Genomic DNA, 21,306 nt, shown 5'->3' with positions numbered 1-21,306 from the left:
TGGTCTAGTTTTTTCCTATAGCAAGACAACAACTCTATAGGTATATTACAAAGGCATACAAAACAGCACTTTTGTAAACGTCACCTTTTAATAAGAGCAGGCCTATGGACATTCGATCATTACGCTATTTTATTGCTGTCTACGAGGAGCGTAGTCTGAGCGCCGCCGCAAAGCGCTGTTTTGTCGCGCAACCCTCCATTTCCACGACGGTTGCACAATTAGAAGAGGATTTAGGAACTAAGCTGTTTGTCCGTCATTCTAAAGGAGTATCGCCTACCGATAGCGGCTCTCAGCTGTATCCACACGCTTGCAAGATGGTCAGCGACCTCAGCGCCATGCGCAGTCTATTCAGCGATACCCCAGCACCGCTAGCTTTGTCTATTTCCCTAACACCTTTTTTATCGGGTGCTTTAATCAGCCAAGTCATCAAAACCATGCTCGATGAAGTTCACGGGCTGACATTGAAACTGGTCGATGAATCCGAAAGCGCCGACTTACGCTTTACTTGCCAGCGCTACACCTCAGAAGAAGATGTATTTTATCCGCTTTGGGAAGATGACTATGTGATCGCTATGCCGTTGGATCACTGGCTAGCGGATTTCCCTTCTTTATCCATCAAGCAAATTGACAAACAGCCGTTTATTTCACGAACGCCATGTGACATTTTGGAATCTTGGAACTACTTGATGCAAAAACAAGAACTCACTACTGACGTTCGAGCACAAGTCAAAACAGAAGAGTACGCATTGGATTTGGTTGCGGCTGGATTGGGAATTTCACTCATTCCCGAGCAATCATCCCGTGGCCGTAATGACCTATGTTTGCGCCCGTTGAACGATGTAAAGCTAAAGCGTGTGGTTGGTTTGGCTCACAAGAAAACTCGCAGTTTCCCAGCTCATCTCATCAATACCATTCTGACAGCTAAGCAGCAATTATTAATTAACAAAAGCCCGACCGAAATTAAGCTCGCATAACTTTTATGCATCACAACGTGCATTTTTACCTTTTGCATAACGGCAGATCATTACACTAAAGTAATTGGATCGATCTAACACTATTGCAGGAAACCTTATGACTCCGACCGATTTTTTCGCATCCTTGTGGGATCACTACACAGACATCACGCCACAAGCACAGCGTATCCAGCAACTTTTTAAAAGCCATGGCGAAAATGTGCTGAATGATCACGTTGCTTTTCGTACTTTTAACAACTCGCCTATTTCCTTAGACAAACTTGAACCACAACTAGAAGCCATTGGCTATAAAGCTTACGGGGCATTTCGCTTTGAAAGTAAGCATCTCAAAGCCCGTTGTTACAAACATCAAACCGATGCAGATTCGCCAAAGATTTTTTTGTCTGAGTTATTAGTAGAAGAGCTTCCAGAAAATTGCCAAGACATCCTCGGCAAATACATCGCACAGATCCCAGGCAATGCGGTACAAACACCGGCTATTTTTTGGGCAGGAAAACTATGGGAAACACCAACGGAAGCTGAATATCTAGCTCTTGCTGAGCACAGCGAATATGCCGCTTGGCTATTAACAATGGGACTGCAAGCCAACCACTTTACGGTCAGCATTAATCACTTGAAGAAGTTCCCAACTATTGAAAAAGTGAACACATTGCTGCAAAACGAAGGCTACGCGCTTAACCAAGTAGGTGGTTTGGTAAAAGGTTCTCCTGAGTCTTTCTTGGAGCAATCCTCAACTATGGCTGACAAAGTCGACTACACCTTTGCCGATGGTGTTCAAAAAACCATTCCTAGCTGTTTTTATGAATTCGCCCGTCGCCATGTCATGCCTGATGGGGTGTTATTCGACAGTTTTATCGAAGGTAATGCCGATAAGATTTTTAATTCCACCAACACAAAATAACAGGTAAGCCCTTCAAGATAACGAGTCATAGTGGCTCGTTATCTACCACTAATCGATTCATCTTTTCATCATATCTTTATCATCTGGTGCTTGTAGTATGTACCGATTCAACCGTCCGTGTATAATGCTCCCAGTTTAAATATAGGTCTTACGATTATGATGAACCAACTTATTGAATTTTCTATCAACCACTGGCAAATGGTCGCTGTCTTTTTTGCGATTCTTGCCACACTACTTTTTGTTGAAAGCCAAGGCGGAGCAAAAGGCCTTGCCCCTTCTGCCGCAACCAATCTTATGAACACAGAAGATGCGGTTGTTGTCGATATTCGTCCAGAAAAAGAATTTAGCACTGGCCATATTACGGGTGCGCTGAATATCCCTGCGACTAAAATGAAAGACAACCTAAATCGCCTTGAGAAACACAAAGACGCCCCAATCATCATAGTATGCAAATCTGGTGTAACGTCTGGCGCTAGTGCGAAAGACCTTAAAAAAGCAGGTTTCACCAAAGTATACAAATTACAGGGTGGCATTGCGGAGTGGCAATCGTCTAATCTGCCACTGGTAAAAGGATAAGGGAGAAAATTATGTCTACTGTCACTATCTACTCAAGCAATTACTGCCCTTTCTGTACTCGTGCAAAACAGCTTTTACATGCTAAAAAAGTTTCCTTTGACGAAATTATTGTTGATGGTAAACCCGCTGTACGAGAAGAAATGAAGCAAAAAAGCGGCCGCCATACTGTTCCACAAATTTGGATCGGTGAGCAACATGTAGGTGGATGCGATGACCTTTTTGACCTTGAACATAACAACAAATTAGATAATTTATTAGCTCAATAAACCGCACGGTATTATTTAAAATTTTACTGTCGTTTTACTTATGACTTATTAAAAAAAGGAACCAAAATGTCCGATATATCAGAAACACCAGAAGCTCAAAACCAAGAGCCACAGACACCGCAGCTTTCTATGCAGCGCGTATTTCTAAAAGACATTTCTTTTGAATCTCCTCGCTCTCCCATGATCTTCCAAGAAGAATGGAAGCCAGAAGTGGGCTTAGAACTTAACACTAAAAGCCGTCAAGTTGGTGAAAGTGTTTATGAAGTCGTATTAGAAGTCACCGTTACAGTAAAAAATGGCACTGAAACAGGTTATTTAGTTCAAGTTCAACAAGGAGGTCTATTCGTTATTTCTGGCCTTGATGATCAGCAACTTCACCATGCATTGGGAGCTTTCTGTCCTGCGACATTATTCCCATATGCGCGCGAAAACATCGATGCGATTATTGTTAAAGGCAGCTTCCCAGCCATCATGCTTGCCCCCATCAATTTTGATGCACTTTATCTAGAAAGCCTACAAAAGCAACAGACTGAAACAACTCAATAATGCCTTGCTCGTCATAAAAGCACAGCAAGTAATAAAAAGGAGGCCACGCGCCTCCTTTTTTATTGCATAATATTGGCCATTCACTTTTAGTATTGGAAGCTGTGATGAAAAAGAAAAAACCTTGCCCAAACTGTTTAAGAGCTCGCTGGTTATTCCTTTACCTCGCTTGCTTTGCGTTATTCGCTCTACTGTTTGCAAATCAGTTTTTAGATAAAGGAATGTAACGTGAAGTGGGTATTTATTTGGCTAAGTCTTTTCTTACTGGCTGGTTGTGCAACCTACAAACAAGACATTGATGAAGGTTTAAGCTTAGCAAAAAAAGGCGAATGGCAAGAAGCAGAAGGTAAGCTAGAAGGCGTCTTAAACAATCCACAAGACCAGCTACTTTACTATATGGAAATAGGTGCCCTTGCCCAAAACCAAGGCGACTATGAACGCAGCAATGCCCTATTAGAAAAAGCAGAACGATTAAGCGATACTTTTTTCCCTGAGAACTTCTCTAATCGCGCTTGGGCATTATTAACTAATCCCAGACAAAGCGATTATCGCGGCAGTGGTATGGAACGCGTTTATATAAGTTACCTTAAATCCCTAAATTATCTAGCACTAGCCGACAAAGCAGAAAAAACAACTAAAAAACGCCAACTTATGGATGCCGCTTTAGTAGAAGTAAGACGCATTGATATAAAACTTAATGAAATCCGCGCACAAAACCCAAGTTACCAAGACCTCAATGCCAAAGAAAACCAAGCTTTCTACTTAAAGGCACTTAGCTGGTTAGGCGATTTCTATACTGGAGGGCGTGACACCGACAAATTTCTCTATCGAGATGACGCTTGGGCGCGTTATATGGAAGGCTTGCAATACGAGATGAGTGGCGAATTTGACGACGCCCGAATCAGTTACCAAAAAGCCGCCCATTTATATGAAGATGGTTATGCCAAGCAATATGATTTACCAAGCATTACCGCAGAACGGGCATGGCTAGATACCATTCGGATGATGCAAAAAGGTGGCTTTAGCCAAAGTGAAATTCAGCAAAAGATAGACGAAAAACTGTCTGTCGATATGAAAGAAACACTTAAACAGTACCACAAAGGGAATGCGGAACTGGTGGTTCTGGAACACCAAGGGTTCATTCCTGATAAAAGTGAAATGACTTTATTATTGTATGCTGACCCAAGGGCCTACTCACTAGTATTGGAACCGCTCCATGGTGGAGGAAACACAGAAACAAATGATGCATTTCGTTGGTTCACTCTAGTTTATGCAGACATCAATCCTCTCAACTTAATTGCCAATTATAAAACGGGCGGTGTTTGGGGAACGTTTTCTGGTATTTTTACCAAACGAGTAATTCTTGGCCGTCCTGCTTGGCAACAGTTGCATTCCGCCAATATTGACAATCTGCTCACTGAACAAACGGTTCGCGTTACAGTGCCATATTATCGCCGCTTTACCTTGGACCAACACCAACCCGAATTACAAATAAACTCGTCTGAAACAGAGTCTTTTAAGAACAGTATACGGATGACATCACTCGCTGATATCGCCTTCCAAGAGCAACTTGCTCAAGCACAAAGAGACATCTACGAAGGTTTGGTGAGAGAGTTATTACGCAGTTGGCTAGCGTATCAAGTGTCGTCCAATGTGGAAGATAAAAATGCCGCCTTACTGTTGAACTTGATTGGACAAGTGGCGGTGTTTGCTTCATCCGCCGCAGACACACGTAATTGGCTGACATTACCAGCACAAATAAGACTAACCCGTGAATCATTACCTCCAGGTGAATACATGCCAGATTATCAAGTAAAGGATAAAAAATTCTCTCTGGGAAAAGTCAAACTAGACGCTAATAAAATTACGCTTTGGAATCTGCGCAATCCCGATTAGACTCTACTTAATTGATTACACTAATGGCTTGGTATCAGGCTAAATGGACGTAAGGAAAATACTATGCACATCGTTAAAGTGAAGCAATCTCAAAGACTTTCTCTGCTCTGGAAAGGCTTAGTTGCCCTTTTTATGGCGGTCTTATTAACTGCCTGTTCAGGCAGTGTTAAGCGTCTTGATACAAACGAAGATGTTATGTTGTCTGACCGTTGGAATGACACAGACTCTCGTCTCGTAGCGGAAGAGATGATGGGAGACATGCTGACATTCCCTTGGTTCCGCAACTACAATTTCAGCAATAAAGGTAACCCAACCGTTATCGTTCAGACTATTCGCAATAAGACATCAGAACACATCCCAGTTGATACCTTTATCAATGACATCAAACGCAGCTTAATTCGTTCTGGCAAAGTCGACTTTGTCGTATCAGGTGCAGAACGCGATGAAGTGCGTAGCGAACGTGAAGAACAAGAACTGAATGCCGCACCCGACACCGTTGCCAAATTTGGTCTAGAACAAGGCGCTGGCTTTGCCCTATCAGGCAGCATCAACTCTATTGTTGATTCCAATGGCGACCAACGTGTTAGCTTCTATCAAGTTGACCTTAAGTTGATTGATATGACCACCAACCGCGAAGTATGGAATGGTCAAAAGAAAATCAAAAAATTGGCTGACAAAGGCTTTTTCTAAAAATGAAACTCTCCGCTTTACCTGCACCGCTTAACTGGATGGTGGTATCAGGCCTATTAGTCACCTTAACTGGCTGTTTAGGCACCAATACCCAAAAAAGTGAGACCTTGCCCGATTGGGTATCGTCTCCTCCGCAGGACAGCACGCACATATATGGTGTTGGTAGTGCACCGCGTATTGAAAATATCGCACTGGCCTTCACGCAAGCGGAGCAAAACGGCAATGTTCAAATCGCCCAACAGCTCCGCACGCAGGTCAGTCAGGTAAATACGCAAGACACCCAAGTGCGATCAGGACAAGGCGGAGAACAAGTTTCCAAAACACAAACGGCCTACACTCAGGTCACCACTGCCCCTATTGAACTAGAACAAGCTCACAACGAGCAACGTTTTGCAGGTAAAAACTACGTCTATGCGCTGCAATCTCTTGATCGCAGGCGTATTGTCGCCAAATTAAAAAGCGCTATTAATGACACAGACGACAGCATACGTAATCACGCCGCATCACTAACAAAGAACAAAGACCCGTCTCCTGAACCGCAAGACTGGCAAATCTACATGCAGCTCATTCCGTATTTTGCTCAGCGCAAATCATACCAAGATGAACTAAGTCTTTATTCGACCGAAAGAACCTCTGCTGGTAAAGCCGATGCAGACATTCGAACAATAGAAGATCGGCTTAACCTAGCATTAAGCCGCTACGGCTTTGATGTATCCTCAACCAGACAAGCCGATTCCCTTGCTAGCGCCTTATCAAAGTTTGGTCTGACGCCTAAAAGTGATTCTTTATTCACACTAAACAGCCGAACGGCCCAGCATCAAGAAACGCAAGATGGTCGCTATTATGTGTTTGAGGATGGCACCTTGGAACTTATTGATCCAACTGGATCACGTCTTGCTTCTTGGACAGTCAGTGCCAGGGGCATTGCTAAGAACCTAGGTAAAGCTCAGGAACAAGCCACTATAAATTGGTCTAACCAAGCCATTGAAGCGATGTTTACTTGGTTAACACGTTTGAATTAACCGTGCATTAAAACAAAAACAGCGTGTTAACTGACGGATAAAAAGCCTCAATAAACACATCTGAAACAAAAATAGCGGCTGTAATAATAATTACATTGCCGCTATTTTTTTATTACCTATTTACTGTTATTTCTTAAGCCAGATCTTCATATGGCAGGCCAACATATTGCATCGCGATAATGCGGCGACCTTCTTCATTATCTGTGTAGAAATTCAATTCTGAACTCATGAACTTTCCATGTGTGGCTGCGTCATTATCATGAGCATCGCCCTGACCAAAGTCGTGTAACATATTGGTCATCCACCATGAAAAACGCTCCCCGTGCCAAACACGACGTAAACAAATATCGGAATACTGAGAAATGCACTCTTTATCACCTTCTTTGTAAACACGAGTCATCACTTTATACAAAGTTGCTACGTCAGAAGCGGCAAGATTCAAACCTTTCGCTCCCGTTGGTGGCACAATGTGCGCCGCATCGCCAACCAGAAACAAGTTACCGTATTGCATTGGCTCACAGACAAACGAACGTAGTGGCGCAATGCTCTTTTCAATACTTGGTCCAGTAACAAGCTTTTCAGCCACATCATCAGGGAGACGACGCTTTAGCTCTGTCCAAAAATCATCATCACTCCAATCTTCAACTTTGTCAGTCAAAGGCACCTGAAGGTAATAACGAGAGCGCGTTTCAGAACGCATACTGGTCATGGCAAAACCACGGTCTGTTTTACAGTAAATCAACTCTGGGTTGACTGGTGGTGTATCCGACAAAACACCTAACCAACCAAATGGATAAACACGCTCGTATTCTTTACGAGAAGATTCGGGAATAGTTTGACGAGAAACGCCATGGAAGCCATCACAGCCAGCGATGTAATCACAATCCAATCTGAGTTTTTCACCATTGTGCTCAAAAGTCACGTAAGGCGCGTCGCTTTTCACATCATGCAATTCCACATTACTGGATTCATAGTAAGTTGTTAAACCAGCACCATCACGGGCTTCCATCAAGTCACGAGTTACTTCGGTTTGACCGTACACCATTACGGTACTGCCACCCGTGAGTTTTTCTAATTCGATCTGCACACGTTTGTTATTAAACGCCAGTTCAACACCATGATGCACTTGACCTTCGCGATCCATTCGCTCACCAACGCCCGCTTCACGCAACAAATCTGTCATGCCTTGCTCAAGCACACCAGCACGAATACGGCCAAGAATATACTCGCCAGATACTCGTTCGATAATGACGTTGTCGATACCTTGTTTCGCTAACAGTTGACCAAGCAACAAACCTGAAGGGCCCGCACCAATAATCGCTACCTGTGTTTTCATGTTTCTCTCCGATTTATTGTTATTTTCTCGACGCTGATTCAGTCATCAACATACCAGTGAGGGACATAATGAAAGATAAAGGAGCAATACGTTAGGTGATTTTTCATCAAAAAATTGTACTTTTTGATCATTTCGGCATTTAATGACGGATGAAAAAACAATCAAATAATATGATTTTTTGTCTCTTTTGACGTAAAAACTCGATAAATTTATGCTTACCTGTACGCTTTGGACCTAAAAGTAAAAATAAGCTTTAAAAGTACATTTCGAAGCATTAAAAAATAAGAAAGAAGCTATGACGAAAACAAACATTCCTCACTTTGGGCTGTATGGTGAATCCAGTTGGATTAATGACTCCGAGTTTTTCCATATTGAAGACATAGAATCCCGCAGTGGTGATTTAGGATGGAAAATCAATCCACACCGACATGCGCAGCTTTTTCAAATATTAATTCTAAAATCTGGCGAAGCTAAAATTCAGCTGGATGAGCAACAACAAAAACTGCAAGGCGCCTGGGCAATTATTGTTCCTGCTGGTGTTGTACATGGTTTTCGCTTTGCACCAGATACGGATGGAAGAGTGATCAGCATCGCAGAACCTCTGCTGGAAGATGCCTACCAAGAAAAAGCGGCCAAGTTTATTCAACCTCTGCTTAGTCAAGCTTGTTATATCGATTTTAATGGCCACCGTAATATGTTTTCTGAGCTTTGGCCATTGATACAGCAGCTAGAAAGTGAAGCGTCTTATATACGCGAAGGACGAGCTTTAATGAGTGAATATCTCATCAAAGCCATCTTATTAATGCTTCATAGACAACAAACCAATGATAAGCACCACATCACCAACAGAACAGAAGGTAGTCAAGCACACCAACTCAAAGAATTGATCGAAAAACACTATCGAGAGCACTGGACCAGCCAACAATATGCAGACGCCTTAGGGATCACTACTAGCCGCTTAAATAGACTTTGTAAGACAACGTTTAATCAAAGTGTGCTCGACTTAATTCATGACCGTGTTTTATTAGAAGCAAAACGCAGTCTTATTTACACAGTGCGTTCCATAGAAGAAATTAGTTACGACTTAGGCTTTAAAGACCCTGGCTATTTCTCACGTTTTTTCAAACGCTCGTCAGGGATTCCACCAGGAAAATTCAGAGTACTCAGTAATCACCCAAACATTTAACCTCTTTTAAACTGTTGAAAAACGAATGATGAATTTTTCTAACCTATTAGCTGAAAATTGATCGTTTGCTGAATGACTGGTCAAATCCTAAAATAACAAGTGTCAAATATGACTTAACTTTTTTAGGAGAATCACTATGAACAACGATCTTAAATACGATGCTTTCGGTAACCTTGATGCAGATTACTATGTCGAAAAAGCTTACGAATTACGCCGTCAATACTTTGCAGCAGCAACTAAAAAAGCAGCAGCAAATGTTAAAGCTTTCTTCGTAAAATTGACTGCTAATCGTTCTATTAAATCAGCTCAACCTCAGCACTAAGCTTTCACGTCATCTGTATTTGACTGGTTTATTACCGTTGTTGTAACAAAGAAAACAACAGCCGTTATAAAAGCAAATAAAGTACGACGCTAAAGAACCCAATGTTTCCGATGATCGAAAGGCAAGAATAAAAAATCGATCCGGTAACGGGTTTCTCTTCCCAGACAAAACTCAAAAATCCTTTAAATAACATCTTCTTAGCAAAACATTTTCACCTCAATCTCCGTCATCAAACCGTCACAAATATGACATAAAATATCGTTCTAGCCACTTTTATAATCTAGACGTATTTGAGAGAAAATGAGCCAAACTAACAACAATGCTCTACTAGATAAAATCCTTTTAAATGGATTAATCACGCCATACTTCCAGCCTATTTACGATCTAAATAATGGTGAAATTTATGGCCATGAGGCGCTGTCACGTGGCCCGATGAATTCCACTCTCTTCTCGCCAGACCCTTTATTCACACTGGCCCAACAAACTGGCAACTTACACAAACTAGAGTTACTTTGCCGAGAAAAAGCCCTATCCAAATTCGCCAAACTGGATTTAAAAGGCCGTTTATTTTTGAATGTCAGTGCATCCTTGTTAGGTTCCCCAGATCATCAATCGGGTATGACCTTGGCGATTTTGAACGAGCTGGGACTGGACCAAAAAGACATTGTCATCGAACTGTCTGAACAACATCCCTACGATCACAACGGCTTGCCACGCAGCAGCGTCGACCACTATCGTGAAATGGGTTTCCAAGTCGCTATTGATGACCTTGGTGTGGGGTATTCTGGCTTGCAGCTTTGGTCTGAATTACAACCAGACATAGTCAAAGTGGATAAACATTTTATTCAAGGGATAGATAAAGACGAAATCAAACGTGAATTTGTACGCTCTATTCTGACCATTGCCCAGCGGCTAAACTGCACCCTTATTGCTGAAGGCATAGAGACACAGCAAGAGCTGGACCAACTGATCGAAATCGGCGTCACTCTGGGACAAGGTTATTACCTTGGTCGCCCCACAGAGCACCCAGCGTTTTCAACTCATCCTTATTTGGCAAAACAAGCCCAACGTCGCTTACAGTTTCAAATAGACCATGCGGAAACCGTACAAACTCTGTGTCGCCCAACGCCAAGCCTGCAAGAGAATAGCTTATTAGAAGACGCTTCACAGTGTTTTAAAGGGCAACCCGATCTGGTCGCGATTCCCGTGGTAAACGGGCAAAATCAGCCCATTGGTGTGGTGCGTCGTCATCAGCTCCATGAGCTTTTTTCCACGCCCTATGGACGCGCCCTTTACGAGCACAAACCCGTTACCAATCTACTGAGCAACGATGTGCTCATTGTGGAAAGCAACATCAGCTTATCCAGTGTATCTACCTTGATGACCAACCAAGAAGCCGACACGCTTAATAACGAGATCATTGTCGTCCGCGAGGGCAAATTCATTGGCACGGGCCATTTAAGAGACTTGCTAAAACGCATCACTGAATTAAAAATTCAAAATGCCACCTACTCTAACCCGCTCACATTATTGCCCGGCAATGTGCCTATTCATCGTGAAGTCAGTCGTCGTTTATTAGCCAACGAAGACTTCCATGTGGCCTACTTCGATCTAAATGACTTCAAACCCTTTAATGATTTTTTTGGTTATTCCATTGGCGATGAGGTGATTCAGCTGGTTGGCTCTTTAATTAAAAATCAGGTGAACCCGGAGAATAACTTTATTGGCCACATTGGCGGTGATGACTTTGTGGTGATCTTTGGTGATCAAGACTGGTATCAGCAATGTGAAAGCATCTTAGATACCTTTGCTCAGCAAGTTCGTGCTTTTTATAGCGAAGACACCTTGCAAGAAGGCGGAGTTTGGACCAAAAACCGCCAAGGAGACACGCTTTTCCATCCAATTTTGAGTCTCGCGATTGGTGTAGTTCATCCCAACCCCAAACAATGCACTAACCATCATCAAGTGGCAGAGCTGGCTGCACAAGCCAAAAAATCAGCCAAACAACAAGGCGGCAATCACATTTATCTGCAACCCGATCTAACCCTCCATACTGCCGATGTTTTTTGCTAAATAAAACTGTCATTAACTCCTCATACCTCTGTCACATAAGCTCCTTATCTTGGCATTAGACCTTAGAGGAGGCGCTTATGCAGACTAAATTTCGATCCGTATTTATTTCCGATGTTCACCTTGGAACCAAAGCCTGCCAAGCGCTACATCTATTGGACTTTTTGCAAAGCATTGAAACCGATACCTTGTACCTAGTTGGCGACATTATCGATCTGCAAGAAATGCGTCATCGCGCCTATTTTGTCGATACTCACCATCAAGTGGTCGAACGCATTCTGGAGATGGCAAAGTCTGGCACCAAGGTCATTTATATTCCCGGTAATCACGATGCCTTTTTCCGTCAGTTTGCAGGGCAGACTCTTTCTGGTGTGGAGATAAAACTCAACGCCCGCCACCAAACTGCCAACGGTCGCACCTTTCACATTAGCCACGGCGATGAATTCGATCAAATGGTAAAAATCAGCCCACTCATGCTTGCCATTGGCGATAAAGCCCACGGACTCATGTTGTCACTGAATCAATGGATAAATGGCGTAAGACGCTTGTTTGGTTTGCCTTATTGGTCACTGGCTGGCTACTTAAAAAGCCACATTAGCAAAGCAAAAGAGTTCATCGAACGCTTTGAAACCGCTGCCCTCAAATCTGCCAAAAACCACAAAGTCGACGGCTACATCTGCGGGCACATTCACTTCGCTTCCTTTCGTATCAAAGACGATGTTCTCTACTGTAACGATGGGGACTGGGTCGAACACTGCACGGCGTTAACCGAATCCGCCGCAGGGGAAATGAGCCTAATACACTGGTCGGAAAACCCAAGAGTTTTGGCGACAGAACCAAAAGAAGAAGATTGGGGATTATCGACGCTTACTTCTAGAAGTTAGTGGTGCTGATTAAAGGGTCAGATCTCTTAAACATAGAGTTAATTGGGGTAACTAACAACATACCTATTTTTTAAGGAATCTGAACCTTTGGCTTTCTAGCTAACTATTTTTATTCGTTTGAGCAACTTATTAGCTGTTGTTTTCAAGTCTTTTAGATTCACCTTCAATAACGTCATCTTTTTCTCTTTGTTCTTGTTTTTTTCGTTCCGAAAACTCTTTTGTAAACTCCTCAAAGAACTCACGCATATCTTCTCTAATTTTAAGTTCACGTGCTCTGATTTTATCAAGTTGCTCACGATGTAATTTGATATACGTTAATGTCCTATCGAGATCTACTTTACTCCGAAACCAAATAACTTTTGTTGTGCCAATTGAATCAGTGTTAGTTTCATACATCGCAATTTCGCCAACAAAACGCTCCCCATTATAGGTAGACATTAATGTAATAGTGCCTCTATCACTCTTTTGTTTATCAGCGGCTTCATATGTTAGAGGTAAAAGTAAATTTCTAAAGCTACCACATACAGAATACTCTTCACCGTCATCTGCTCCTGTTTTGCATATTATATGTCCTGAAATTGAATGACCATGACGTTTAAGACTTATAATCTCTTGACGATAATCTCCAGTATCAACGTATAAGGAGTACCATTTCCCTTCGACGTGCAGATCTTTATAAACACGCTCCTCAAACCAAGGCACTACAACTGCCTTCCAGAATCGGCCTATAACTAAAACCAAAATACTTACGACCACACCTGAAACCAAGCCAGCAACTACATTCTCAAACATATAATTCCCTATAATTTGAACTAGACTTTACTAAATGCCTAACATTTAATTAATACATACATTATTTTAGACAGAAAAATTTTATAGATTGATATTAAAAGACTTCCTGTTAAGCAACCAGTAAAAATGCCACTAAACCACGATTATTGTCGATGACCATAAGCGCTTGATTCCCGCCTTCGCGGGAATGACGTATTAAATCCACTAACGCGTTGTAAACCGCACTCTTCCGCCACCCATTTGGTTGAGGTCATGCAGTCGGCAGTCTCTGCCTTGGTAAGCGATTTGGGCGAGTAGCAGTTCTGCAGTGGCTAGGGCATCGGTTAGCGCGTCGTGTCCTTGATAGTCGGGTAATCCGTAGCGTTCACGGCAAACACCAAGACGAAAACCGCCGTCTTGAATTGGCTGCTGGGATCGGTTGGCTTTGGTGCGTTCAATGGCGAGCGTGTCTAGCCAGCTGACCGAAAAACTGGGCAAGGCTTCGGTTTGCCAAGCATGTTTTAGAAAGCCCAGTTCCATTGGTGCGTGGTGCATGACCAAGACTCGTTCGCGCAGAAGATGCCTTAGGTAACGCAGCACGCTTTCTTGCCTTTTACCTTGCTGTTGGACATCCGAATCAGTGATCATGTGAATGCCGACGTTGTCGCCAATTTGTGCGCTATCCAACACAATATGTCGCGCGCTATCCAGCTCGATTACGCCCTTGTGAATACACACCCAGCCAAAACTGACGATGTGATCGTGTTTTGGATCTAACCCTGAGGTTTCAATATCCAGTACGAGGTAATCCCATTCCGACCAAGCCCGCTTGTGCGACTGCCGCGACCTATGCCATTCACTGAACGTCTGTAACAAAGCAAAAGACATCAACTATAACCTCTTAAAAACCGCTGCTGGACGATGTCTTGCACATCATTGATGATGCTAAAAGTGGTTTTAAGGTGCTTGCGTTCTAATGGGCTCAAGTCTTTCGGATCCAAGTAAGCGCTGGCTTTGCCGCTTGCTTGCCAATGACGAGCTTGAGCTTCTAAACGCAGATCATTGAGTTTGTCCCACGCATCCATAAGGTTTCGCGCGGTATCGACACTGATGAGTTTTTCTCGAATGGCTTGCTCCAATCGATCTAACGTCCCCGCTCGATAAGTCCTACATGACAAACCATACAAGCGCGCCAAATCATTGATTAACGCCAAACCTTGGTGCTTCAGATCCAGTTGATTTTTATGCTCACCAGAAGACTCCAATACAAAGTGACGGAAAAAGCCCAAAGGTGGTTTGCTGGCCAACGCGGTGCGGGTCAGTGTGGCTAAAAACACGCTGTTTTTGCTCACTTCAAGTTGCATGGCACGGATCAAATGATTCACGGCCTCGCCCTGTTCACTGGCCGAATCATACACGCAACGAATATCAAAAAAGATGCTAGCGTGCAGCAAGGCGCTCGGCGCACTGCTTTTGATCCATTTCTCGAACGCTTGTCGCCAATCGTCTTGGCTGAGCCGCCACTCTGGGTTACTCGCCATGATGTTACCTGGGCAAAGGCGAATACCACATTGGGCTAAACCTTGGCAGATAAACTCGGATAAATCGGCAAAGTACTGGCTTTCATCCGCGCTTGGCTCTCGCTCTAACATCAAGCCATTATCTTGATCACTGCCTAGGGATTGATCTCGTCGCGCTTGCGAACCAAACACCAGAAATTGAAACGCCATGGGCGCTGGGCCACATGTGTCCAAGGCCAGTTCAATCACTCGACGCGTTAGATTGTCGCTCACGGTTGCCAAGACTTTGCCCACGTCGGCGGGTTTCATATCGGTCACAATCAAGTTCATGATCAAAGCGGGCCATTGTTTGCAAACACGAGCCAAATCTTCAATGGAGGACTGACGGTGAATTTGGTTAATCAACAAGAGTGGACTGAGTTCTTGATGTCGCAATAAATCCGCGGCCGTGAGCATGCCAACGGCTCTTTGCTCTTCATCGACAATGGGCAAGTGATGAATATTGCTTTCGCTCATTAAGGTTTGCGCTTGCATGACCAACGCATCGGGACGCAAATTCACCGGATCTTGTGTCATTACGTCTTTCACCAAAGAATCAGCGGAACCACCTAAGGCCAAAATGCGCGAACGTAAATCACGATCCGTGACTATGCCAGACAGCTTGTCATTTTCGACCACCAGAATCGAACTGACCCGCGCCTCTGTCATGCGCATGGCAATGGTTTGCACACTTTCTTCTGGGGTCGCTAGGATCAGCTGTCGCGTCATAATGTGTGAAATAGGCGTCGATAATTGCAAAGCTGGGGAAGCCAGCTCATTACTTTGGCTGCGAGATAATTTGCGTAAGCGATTATGCTGGGTATGTTCAAAGAAGAGTTCAAAGGCTTCGCTTTTTTCTAGCATCGCCAGAAATCGAGTTTTCTCAAAGCGATACACCAAGCTGTCTTCCATGGCGACCACTTGCAAACCATCAGGATTTTGCGCCATGACACTGGACACACCAAAGCATTCCCCATCTGCAATTTGATCCACCAATCCGCCTTTGGGTGTGCGAATTTCGCAGGCCCCGCGCCGAATCAAGTGTACCGTGGCCGCCTCGTCTTTTAGAGTCAAGGTTTGCCCTTGGCGCACATACAGCATGGTAACGCCCATCAATAATTGCTTACGTTCAGGTAGAGTTAAACTCGAAAAAGGCGGAATGGTTTCAATAAATTTATGCACTTCAGGAATGTCTATCGCAGCCATTTTATTATTCTCTTTTGCGGACAAAATTACCTAACACCAGTGTGCGCTTTTATCTTAGCCAACAAAACCACCCTTAGACCAATGTCTAGGACAAATATTTATAAGATTACGTCTGTGGCATTTCATTTAAAGCTAGAAACGACCGTTGAATAAGATTTCTTTGCATATCAATCATCTACCTTTTGAACGCTAATTTTTTGTGGAACAAGGCTTGACTAACCCAAAATGTTATCGGTAACATCCACAACTTAGTTACCGGTAACATTTAGCGTGACTAAGGCATCATTCCTAAAACTGCGACGATAAAGCAGTTCTTTCAAAAAAAAATAATGGGAAGCAATACTATGAATAAGTTCACTACCACGTTATTGACTACGGCTATGGCCGGTATTCTATCGACTTCAGCGTTTGCAGCGGATTACAACTTTAAGTTCCAATCTTCTGACCCAGCTGGCGACAAAAACTTCCAAGTCCAAAAAGAATGGACTAAACGCGTCGAAACAATGACTGGTGGCCGAGTTCATATCGACTTGCTTCCTGTTGGCAGTATTTTCAAACATACCGAAACATTAGACGGTATTAAAATGGGCATCTTGGATGGTCAAATTACTGCAACTGAATTTTTCTCTGGAAAAGATCCCGCTTTTGGCCTTATTGGTAATACAGTAGGTGCTTGGTCAAACACTCAGCAGTTGCTGCAATATGTTAACTACGGTGGTGGTTATGAACTGATGAACGAGCTTTACGCTCCGTATGGCGTAAAATTCATCGGTGGTTCTACGACTGGCGTTGAATCTTTGGTTTCTCGTGTACCCCTAGACAGTGTAGCAGATTTGAAAGGTCTGAAGCTTCGAGCTCCTGAAGGCTTAGTACAACGAGTATTTGCCGCTGCTGGCGCAGCACCAGTTAACCTACCTGGTTCAGAAGTGTTCACAGGTCTTAGTAAAGGTGTTATCGATGCCGCTGACTACACAGTTTTCTCAACTAACCAAAAAGCTGGAATGAACGACATTGCAACACACCCAGTTCAACCAGGTTTCCATTCTCTGCCATTGATTGATATCTCAATGAATAAGAAAAAATGGGACAAACTACCTGCTGATATCCAAGCTATTTTGACCGTTTCAGTTCGTGACTTCGCAGAAGACATGACCACGCAATTACGTATTGCCGACCAAGCAGCGATTAAAGCCGCTAAAGCCGATCCGAACATCACTATTCATGATTGGTCAGCTGAAGAACGTAAGAAATTCCGTGCCATTGCTCGTACACAGTGGAAAGAGTTCGCAAAAGGTTCTGCCAATGCGCAGAAAGTATATGACTCTATTACCACTTACCTAGAAGCGAATGGTCTTCTTTAAGTTCAATTAGAATCCTTCTAAACCAACAAAACAGGCGCGATATGAGTAATCGCATCAGCGCCTGCTTTTCATTGGACCATAATCATGAAAGACGAAATTCATCCACAGACACTAGACAGTTCTGAACAGCCAAGAAATGCGCTAGATCGTTTGATCTACCGCTTTGGCAACTTTATCAGCTTGTTGTTTATCTTCACTGTTGGCATTTCATTTTACGAAGTATTGATGCGTTACCTCTTCAATGCCCCCACCATTTGGGTTCACGAAACCGCTTCATTTTTAGGGGGCTGTTTGTTCGTTTATGGTGGTATTTACGCTTTATCAATCAATAAACATGTTCGTGTGGTGCTGATTTATGACCTCGTCTCAGACACGACCCGCCGTTGGTTGAATGTTTTTCATCATGTTATGGGGCTAATTTTTACCAGTTTGCTTAGCTGGGCAGCATATCAGATGGTGCAAGACTCTTGGCTTACTCCCTTTGGTGACATTCGTTTAGAAACATCTGGATCCGCTTGGGATCCTGTTTTCCCAGCCTTAGTTAAAGGCATGATCTTTATGACGCTCTGTATCATGTTTGTGCAGTTTTTCTTGCACCTAGTACAAGAATTAAATGGTTTAAGGAAACGTAAAGATGTTTGATTTATCCGCAATGGGCATAGGCTACGGCAGTCTCCTCATGCTCGGTTCGATGATTTTATTACTGCTAACGGGCATGCAATTAGCCTTTGTTACCGCGTTAGTAGCACTTGTTTTTGCAATCGGTTGGTTTGGCGTTGGCGCTTTGCCTTTGATCACTAGCCGTTTGTACAGCTTCGTTGGTAGCTATGTGTTTCTTGCTGTACCGATGTTTGTTCTCATGGCCGCCTTATTAGATAGGTCCGGTATCGCCCGAGATCTGTTTGATGCGATGAAGGTTTTTGGTCGAAAACTACGTGGCGGTGTTGCCGTACAAACCTTGTTGGTTGCTATCGTTTTGGCTTCTATGTCAGGCGTTATTGGTGGCGAAACCGTATTGCTTGGTATCTTAGCTTTACCGCAAATGTTACGTCTTGGCTACAACCGCAAACTGGCAATCGGTGTTACCTGTGCCGGTGGTGCATTAGGCACCATGTTACCGCCAAGTATCGTATTAATTATCTATGGTTTAACCGCTAGCGTGTCCATAGGCGATTTGTTCAAAGCGGCATTTTTACCTGCGTTTATTCTTGCCTTCGCTTACATGGCTTATGTGTTAATCATCTCTCGCCTTCATCCTGAATATGCGCCATTGCCGAGCGAAGAAGAGCTAGCTGCGGACAAAGATGTTAACTATTTTAAAGCGCTATTGTTTCCTCTGCTGACTGTGATGATGGTTTTAGGCAGTATTTATACTGGTGTGGCTTCTGTTACTGAAGCATCAGCACTTGGTGTTGTCGGCATCATCATTAGTGCAGCGATTCGTGGTGAACTGAATTTCGCAATGTTAAAAGACAGCGCCAAGGCCACCATGAGTACTTGTGGCATGATCATCTGGATCGGTATTGGGGCAACCGCACTAGTAGGCGTTTACAACCTAATGGGTGGTATCGATTTCGTTGAAGAAACCATTCTTGCTCTAAGCGGTGGTAGCGTGATGGGCACCATCATGATCATGATGATCATCTTACTTGTGCTCGGCATGTTCTTAGACTGGGTTGGTGTTGCGCTGTTAACAATGCCAATTTTTGTGCCAATCATTACGGGACTTGGTTTAGACCCAATCTGGTTCGGTGTGGTGTTCTGTCTAAATATGCAGGTGTCTTTCTTATCACCACCCTTTGGCCCTGCGGCATTTTATCTGAAGTCGGTTGCACCTAAAGACATTAGTCTTGGTGAGATCTTTAGTTCATTAATGCCGTTTATTGGTTTACAGGTGCTTGTGCTCGGCTTAGTCATATTCTTCCCTGAGCTGGCCCTCTGGTGGAAATAACCCATTGAGACCTGCCGTTCAATACGGCTTTTTGAACGACACTGTGGCCTTGCAGACCCCAGCAAGGCAATAAGGACTTAAGAAGATGACAAAGAGAATTGTAGTTTTAGGCGTATCAGGTTCAGGAAAATCCTTGATAGGTAAAAGTATCGCCGACAAATTGGACTATCCGTTTTTTGATGGTGATGATTTTCATAGCCAAGCAAACGTAAATAAAATGCGACAAGGCACACCTCTCACGGACGAGGACCGCAAAGACTGGCTGGCAACACTAAACGCCATTTTAATTAATAACCCAACTGCCGTTATCGCATGTTCTGGTTTAAAACCAGAATATCGCGCCATGCTGCGTGATGGTCTAGACGATGTCACCATGATCTACCTTAAAGGAAGTATCGATACCATTTGGCAGCGTCACCAAAAGCGTGACGGCCATTATTTTAATGGCAGAGATATGCTAGAAAGCCAATTTGCTACCTTGATTGAGCCAACCGCAGAAGAAGCGCTAGTGATCGACATTTCTCAAAATGCTGATAGTGTTTTAAACGAGGCGCTTATGCTTTTAGGAAAACACTAGTGTTTTACAAGAGACGTAATCTTTTACGTCTCTTGCTAAACACATTAGTGAATACTTACCCTCAATACATTTTCCTCTTTTATTGACAAAAAAACACTAGCATCTAATTTTTGTTTCTAGCCATGAATGGCTTATGATAATGTTACTTGTAACAATACATGGATACGTCACTGGTATGAAAAGCTCTAACATGAAGAATAAACGCCCGACATTACAAGACGTTGCTGACTTAGTAGGCGTTACGAAAATGACGGTAAGCCGCTTTCTTAGAAACCCCGACCAAGTCTCATCCCCCTTGCAAACTAAGATTGCGGCGGCATTAGAGGATCTTGGCTACATACCAAATCGTGCCCCTGATATTTTATCCAAATCTAAAAGTCATGCGATTGGCGTTTTATTACCGTCATTAACGAACCAAGTATTTGCAGAAGTCATTCGCGGTATTGAATCTGTTGTAGAACCTGCAGGTTACCAAACCATGTTGGCCCACTACGGTTACAGTAAAGAAGCCGAAGAAGCGAGGATTGCAACTCTACTTTCTTACAATGTAGACGGATTAATCATCTCAGAAAGCGACCACACAGAACGAGTTAGAAAAATGTTAGCCGTCGCGGGTATACCGGTTATCGAAATTATGGATTCCGTATCAGCACCAATAGAACAAGCCATCGGTATCAATAACGAGGCCGCGGCTTATGCCATGACCGAGTTTATAATCAAACGAGGACGTCAAAAGATCGCCTATTTTGCAGCTCGAATGGACCAACGAACACTGCTCAAAATCAAGGGCTATGAAGCTGCAATGCTCGACCATGGTTTAACGCCTTTGTGCCTGAAAACCAACAGTGCATCGTCTTTTACATTGGGAGCAAGCTTCCTCAAAGACGTATTACAACAACAGCCTGGAACCGATGGTATTTTCTGTACTAACGATGACTTAGCAATCGGTGCCCTTTACGCCTGTCAAAAAGCAGGTATTAATGTTCCCCAAGATATCAGCATTGCTGGTTTCCACGGCCATGATATATCTCGCGTCATGGTGCCAAGACTGGCAACGGTTATTACACCTCGTGAAGAAATGGGGCGACTCGCTGCCGAGCATTTATTGTCCCGCTTACAGGGAAACCCTGTTTCAAAAAGAGTCATTGATCTGCCTTTCCAAATAGAAGCTGGTGAAAGTATCTAGTCACCAGCTAGCAATAGACTAAGCTTGAG

At 43.4% G+C, this 21,306-nt stretch carries 21 protein-coding genes; 17 read left to right on the top strand and 4 right to left on the bottom strand.

All coding sequences use genetic code 11. The features are described 5' to 3' along the window. The first annotated feature begins 104 nt into the window (after nt 1–104). The 8 genes from C0J08_RS02965 (at nt 105) to C0J08_RS02925 (ending at nt 6,868) form a co-directional block, all read left to right on the top strand. Entirely contained in the window at nt 105–974 is an 870-nt protein-coding gene (locus C0J08_RS02965; RefSeq protein WP_212654648.1) for a LysR family transcriptional regulator, read from the top strand. Between the two features lie 97 nt (nt 975–1,071). Next, on the top strand, nt 1,072–1,875 hold the full coding sequence (locus C0J08_RS02960) for a DUF1338 domain-containing protein (protein ID WP_212654647.1): 804 nt from the start codon (nt 1,072–1,074) through the stop codon (nt 1,873–1,875). 156 nt (nt 1,876–2,031) lie between these two features. After that, on the top strand, nt 2,032–2,451 hold the full coding sequence (locus C0J08_RS02955) for a rhodanese-like domain-containing protein (protein ID WP_249344485.1): 420 nt from the start codon (nt 2,032–2,034) through the stop codon (nt 2,449–2,451). Between the two features lie 11 nt (nt 2,452–2,462). Next, complete coding sequence (gene grxC, locus C0J08_RS02950) at nt 2,463–2,717, top strand: glutaredoxin 3 (RefSeq protein ID WP_212654646.1); 255 nt, start codon at nt 2,463–2,465, stop codon at nt 2,715–2,717. A gap of 66 nt (nt 2,718–2,783) precedes the next feature. Then, complete coding sequence (gene secB / locus C0J08_RS02945; protein WP_212654645.1) at nt 2,784–3,263, top strand: protein-export chaperone SecB; 480 nt, start codon at nt 2,784–2,786, stop codon at nt 3,261–3,263. A 225-nt stretch (nt 3,264–3,488) separates the two neighbouring features. Further along, entirely contained in the window at nt 3,489–5,156 is a 1,668-nt protein-coding gene (locus C0J08_RS02935) for a COG3014 family protein (protein WP_212654643.1), read from the top strand. Between the two features lie 63 nt (nt 5,157–5,219). Further along, a complete protein-coding gene (locus C0J08_RS02930; protein WP_212654642.1) occupies nt 5,220–5,846 on the top strand; it encodes a penicillin-binding protein activator LpoB in 627 nt (208 codons plus the stop codon). A gap of 2 nt (nt 5,847–5,848) precedes the next feature. Then, entirely contained in the window at nt 5,849–6,868 is a 1,020-nt protein-coding gene (locus C0J08_RS02925) for an LPP20 family lipoprotein (protein WP_212654641.1), read from the top strand. A 133-nt stretch (nt 6,869–7,001) separates the two neighbouring features. Here C0J08_RS02925 and pobA read toward each other — a convergent pair whose 3' ends face one another. After that, the gene (pobA, locus tag C0J08_RS02920) at nt 7,002–8,204 is read right to left on the bottom strand and encodes a 4-hydroxybenzoate 3-monooxygenase (RefSeq protein ID WP_212654640.1); all 1,203 of its coding nucleotides are present in this window, start codon (nt 8,202–8,204) and stop codon (nt 7,002–7,004) included. 295 nt (nt 8,205–8,499) lie between these two features. Here pobA and C0J08_RS02915 point away from each other — a divergent pair, with 295 nt between their 5' ends. The 4 genes from C0J08_RS02915 (at nt 8,500) to C0J08_RS02900 (ending at nt 12,666) form a co-directional block, all read left to right on the top strand. Then, nucleotides 8,500–9,390, top strand: a complete 891-nt coding sequence (locus tag C0J08_RS02915) for a helix-turn-helix domain-containing protein (RefSeq protein WP_212654639.1) — start codon at nt 8,500–8,502, stop codon at nt 9,388–9,390. Nucleotides 9,391–9,526: 136 nt separating this feature from the next. Beyond that, complete coding sequence (locus C0J08_RS02910) at nt 9,527–9,712, top strand: RSP_7527 family protein (RefSeq protein WP_212654638.1); 186 nt, start codon at nt 9,527–9,529, stop codon at nt 9,710–9,712. Nucleotides 9,713–10,012: 300 nt separating this feature from the next. Continuing rightward, a complete protein-coding gene (locus C0J08_RS02905; protein WP_212654637.1) occupies nt 10,013–11,785 on the top strand; it encodes a GGDEF domain-containing protein in 1,773 nt (590 codons plus the stop codon). Between the two features lie 77 nt (nt 11,786–11,862). Next, entirely contained in the window at nt 11,863–12,666 is an 804-nt protein-coding gene (locus tag C0J08_RS02900) for a UDP-2,3-diacylglucosamine diphosphatase (protein WP_212654636.1), read from the top strand. A 129-nt stretch (nt 12,667–12,795) separates the two neighbouring features. Here C0J08_RS02900 and C0J08_RS02895 read toward each other — a convergent pair whose 3' ends face one another. The 3 genes from C0J08_RS02895 to C0J08_RS02885 form a co-directional block, all read right to left on the bottom strand. Continuing rightward, nucleotides 12,796–13,458 (bottom strand): hypothetical protein, encoded by a 663-nt coding sequence (locus C0J08_RS02895; protein ID WP_212654635.1) that lies wholly within the window; start codon nt 13,456–13,458, stop codon nt 12,796–12,798. A gap of 204 nt (nt 13,459–13,662) precedes the next feature. Then, a complete protein-coding gene (locus C0J08_RS02890) occupies nt 13,663–14,325 on the bottom strand; it encodes a 3'-5' exonuclease (RefSeq protein ID WP_212654634.1) in 663 nt (220 codons plus the stop codon). Continuing rightward, entirely contained in the window at nt 14,325–16,202 is a 1,878-nt protein-coding gene (locus tag C0J08_RS02885; RefSeq protein ID WP_212654633.1) for a DUF294 nucleotidyltransferase-like domain-containing protein, read from the bottom strand. Before C0J08_RS02885 ends, C0J08_RS02890 begins: the two co-directional genes overlap by 1 nt. 344 nt (nt 16,203–16,546) lie before the next feature. On the opposite strand from C0J08_RS02885, the gene C0J08_RS02880 reads away from it, so the two are divergent. The 5 genes from C0J08_RS02880 (at nt 16,547) to gntR (ending at nt 21,277) form a co-directional block, all read left to right on the top strand. Then, a complete protein-coding gene (locus tag C0J08_RS02880) occupies nt 16,547–17,563 on the top strand; it encodes a TRAP transporter substrate-binding protein (protein ID WP_212654632.1) in 1,017 nt (338 codons plus the stop codon). Between the two features lie 84 nt (nt 17,564–17,647). Then, nucleotides 17,648–18,205, top strand: a complete 558-nt coding sequence (locus tag C0J08_RS02875) for a TRAP transporter small permease subunit (protein WP_249344483.1) — start codon at nt 17,648–17,650, stop codon at nt 18,203–18,205. Then, nucleotides 18,198–19,514, top strand: coding sequence for a TRAP transporter large permease (locus tag C0J08_RS02870; protein WP_011978525.1), 1,317 nt, complete (start codon nt 18,198–18,200; stop codon nt 19,512–19,514). The genes C0J08_RS02875 and C0J08_RS02870 overlap by 8 nt, the downstream gene beginning before the upstream one ends. Before the next feature lie 85 nt (nt 19,515–19,599). Next, complete coding sequence (locus C0J08_RS02865; protein WP_212654631.1) at nt 19,600–20,091, top strand: gluconokinase; 492 nt, start codon at nt 19,600–19,602, stop codon at nt 20,089–20,091. Between the two features lie 175 nt (nt 20,092–20,266). Then, entirely contained in the window at nt 20,267–21,277 is a 1,011-nt protein-coding gene (gene gntR / locus C0J08_RS02860) for a gluconate operon transcriptional repressor GntR (RefSeq protein ID WP_502711624.1), read from the top strand. The last annotated feature ends 29 nt before the right edge of the window (nt 21,278–21,306 follow it).

The sequence above is a fragment of the Marinomonas sp. CT5 genome (assembly GCF_018336975.1).
Classification (GTDB): domain Bacteria; phylum Pseudomonadota; class Gammaproteobacteria; order Pseudomonadales; family Marinomonadaceae; genus Marinomonas.
Note: the sequence above shows the minus strand (reverse complement) of the source record. Positions and strands in the feature narration are given on the sequence as shown.

Coding starts and splice junctions, on each gene's coding strand:
- C0J08_RS02875 (WP_249344483.1), top strand. CDS start 17,648: ATGAAAGACGAAATTCATCCACAGACACTAGACAGTTCTGAACAGCCA.
- C0J08_RS02900 (WP_212654636.1), top strand. CDS start 11,863: ATGCAGACTAAATTTCGATCCGTATTTATTTCCGATGTTCACCTTGGA.
- C0J08_RS02890 (WP_212654634.1), bottom strand. CDS start 14,325: ATGTCTTTTGCTTTGTTACAGACGTTCAGTGAATGGCATAGGTCGCGG.
- C0J08_RS02955 (WP_249344485.1), top strand. CDS start 2,032: ATGATGAACCAACTTATTGAATTTTCTATCAACCACTGGCAAATGGTC.
- C0J08_RS02960 (WP_212654647.1), top strand. CDS start 1,072: ATGACTCCGACCGATTTTTTCGCATCCTTGTGGGATCACTACACAGAC.
- C0J08_RS02965 (WP_212654648.1), top strand. CDS start 105: ATGGACATTCGATCATTACGCTATTTTATTGCTGTCTACGAGGAGCGT.
- pobA (WP_212654640.1), bottom strand. CDS start 8,204: ATGAAAACACAGGTAGCGATTATTGGTGCGGGCCCTTCAGGTTTGTTG.
- C0J08_RS02930 (WP_212654642.1), top strand. CDS start 5,220: ATGCACATCGTTAAAGTGAAGCAATCTCAAAGACTTTCTCTGCTCTGG.
- C0J08_RS02910 (WP_212654638.1), top strand. CDS start 9,527: ATGAACAACGATCTTAAATACGATGCTTTCGGTAACCTTGATGCAGAT.
- C0J08_RS02885 (WP_212654633.1), bottom strand. CDS start 16,202: ATGGCTGCGATAGACATTCCTGAAGTGCATAAATTTATTGAAACCATT.
- C0J08_RS02905 (WP_212654637.1), top strand. CDS start 10,013: ATGAGCCAAACTAACAACAATGCTCTACTAGATAAAATCCTTTTAAAT.
- C0J08_RS02895 (WP_212654635.1), bottom strand. CDS start 13,458: ATGTTTGAGAATGTAGTTGCTGGCTTGGTTTCAGGTGTGGTCGTAAGT.
- C0J08_RS02915 (WP_212654639.1), top strand. CDS start 8,500: ATGACGAAAACAAACATTCCTCACTTTGGGCTGTATGGTGAATCCAGT.
- C0J08_RS02880 (WP_212654632.1), top strand. CDS start 16,547: ATGAATAAGTTCACTACCACGTTATTGACTACGGCTATGGCCGGTATT.
- C0J08_RS02925 (WP_212654641.1), top strand. CDS start 5,849: ATGAAACTCTCCGCTTTACCTGCACCGCTTAACTGGATGGTGGTATCA.
- gntR (WP_502711624.1), top strand. CDS start 20,267: ATGAAAAGCTCTAACATGAAGAATAAACGCCCGACATTACAAGACGTT.
- secB (WP_212654645.1), top strand. CDS start 2,784: ATGTCCGATATATCAGAAACACCAGAAGCTCAAAACCAAGAGCCACAG.
- C0J08_RS02870 (WP_011978525.1), top strand. CDS start 18,198: ATGTTTGATTTATCCGCAATGGGCATAGGCTACGGCAGTCTCCTCATG.
- C0J08_RS02865 (WP_212654631.1), top strand. CDS start 19,600: ATGACAAAGAGAATTGTAGTTTTAGGCGTATCAGGTTCAGGAAAATCC.
- grxC (WP_212654646.1), top strand. CDS start 2,463: ATGTCTACTGTCACTATCTACTCAAGCAATTACTGCCCTTTCTGTACT.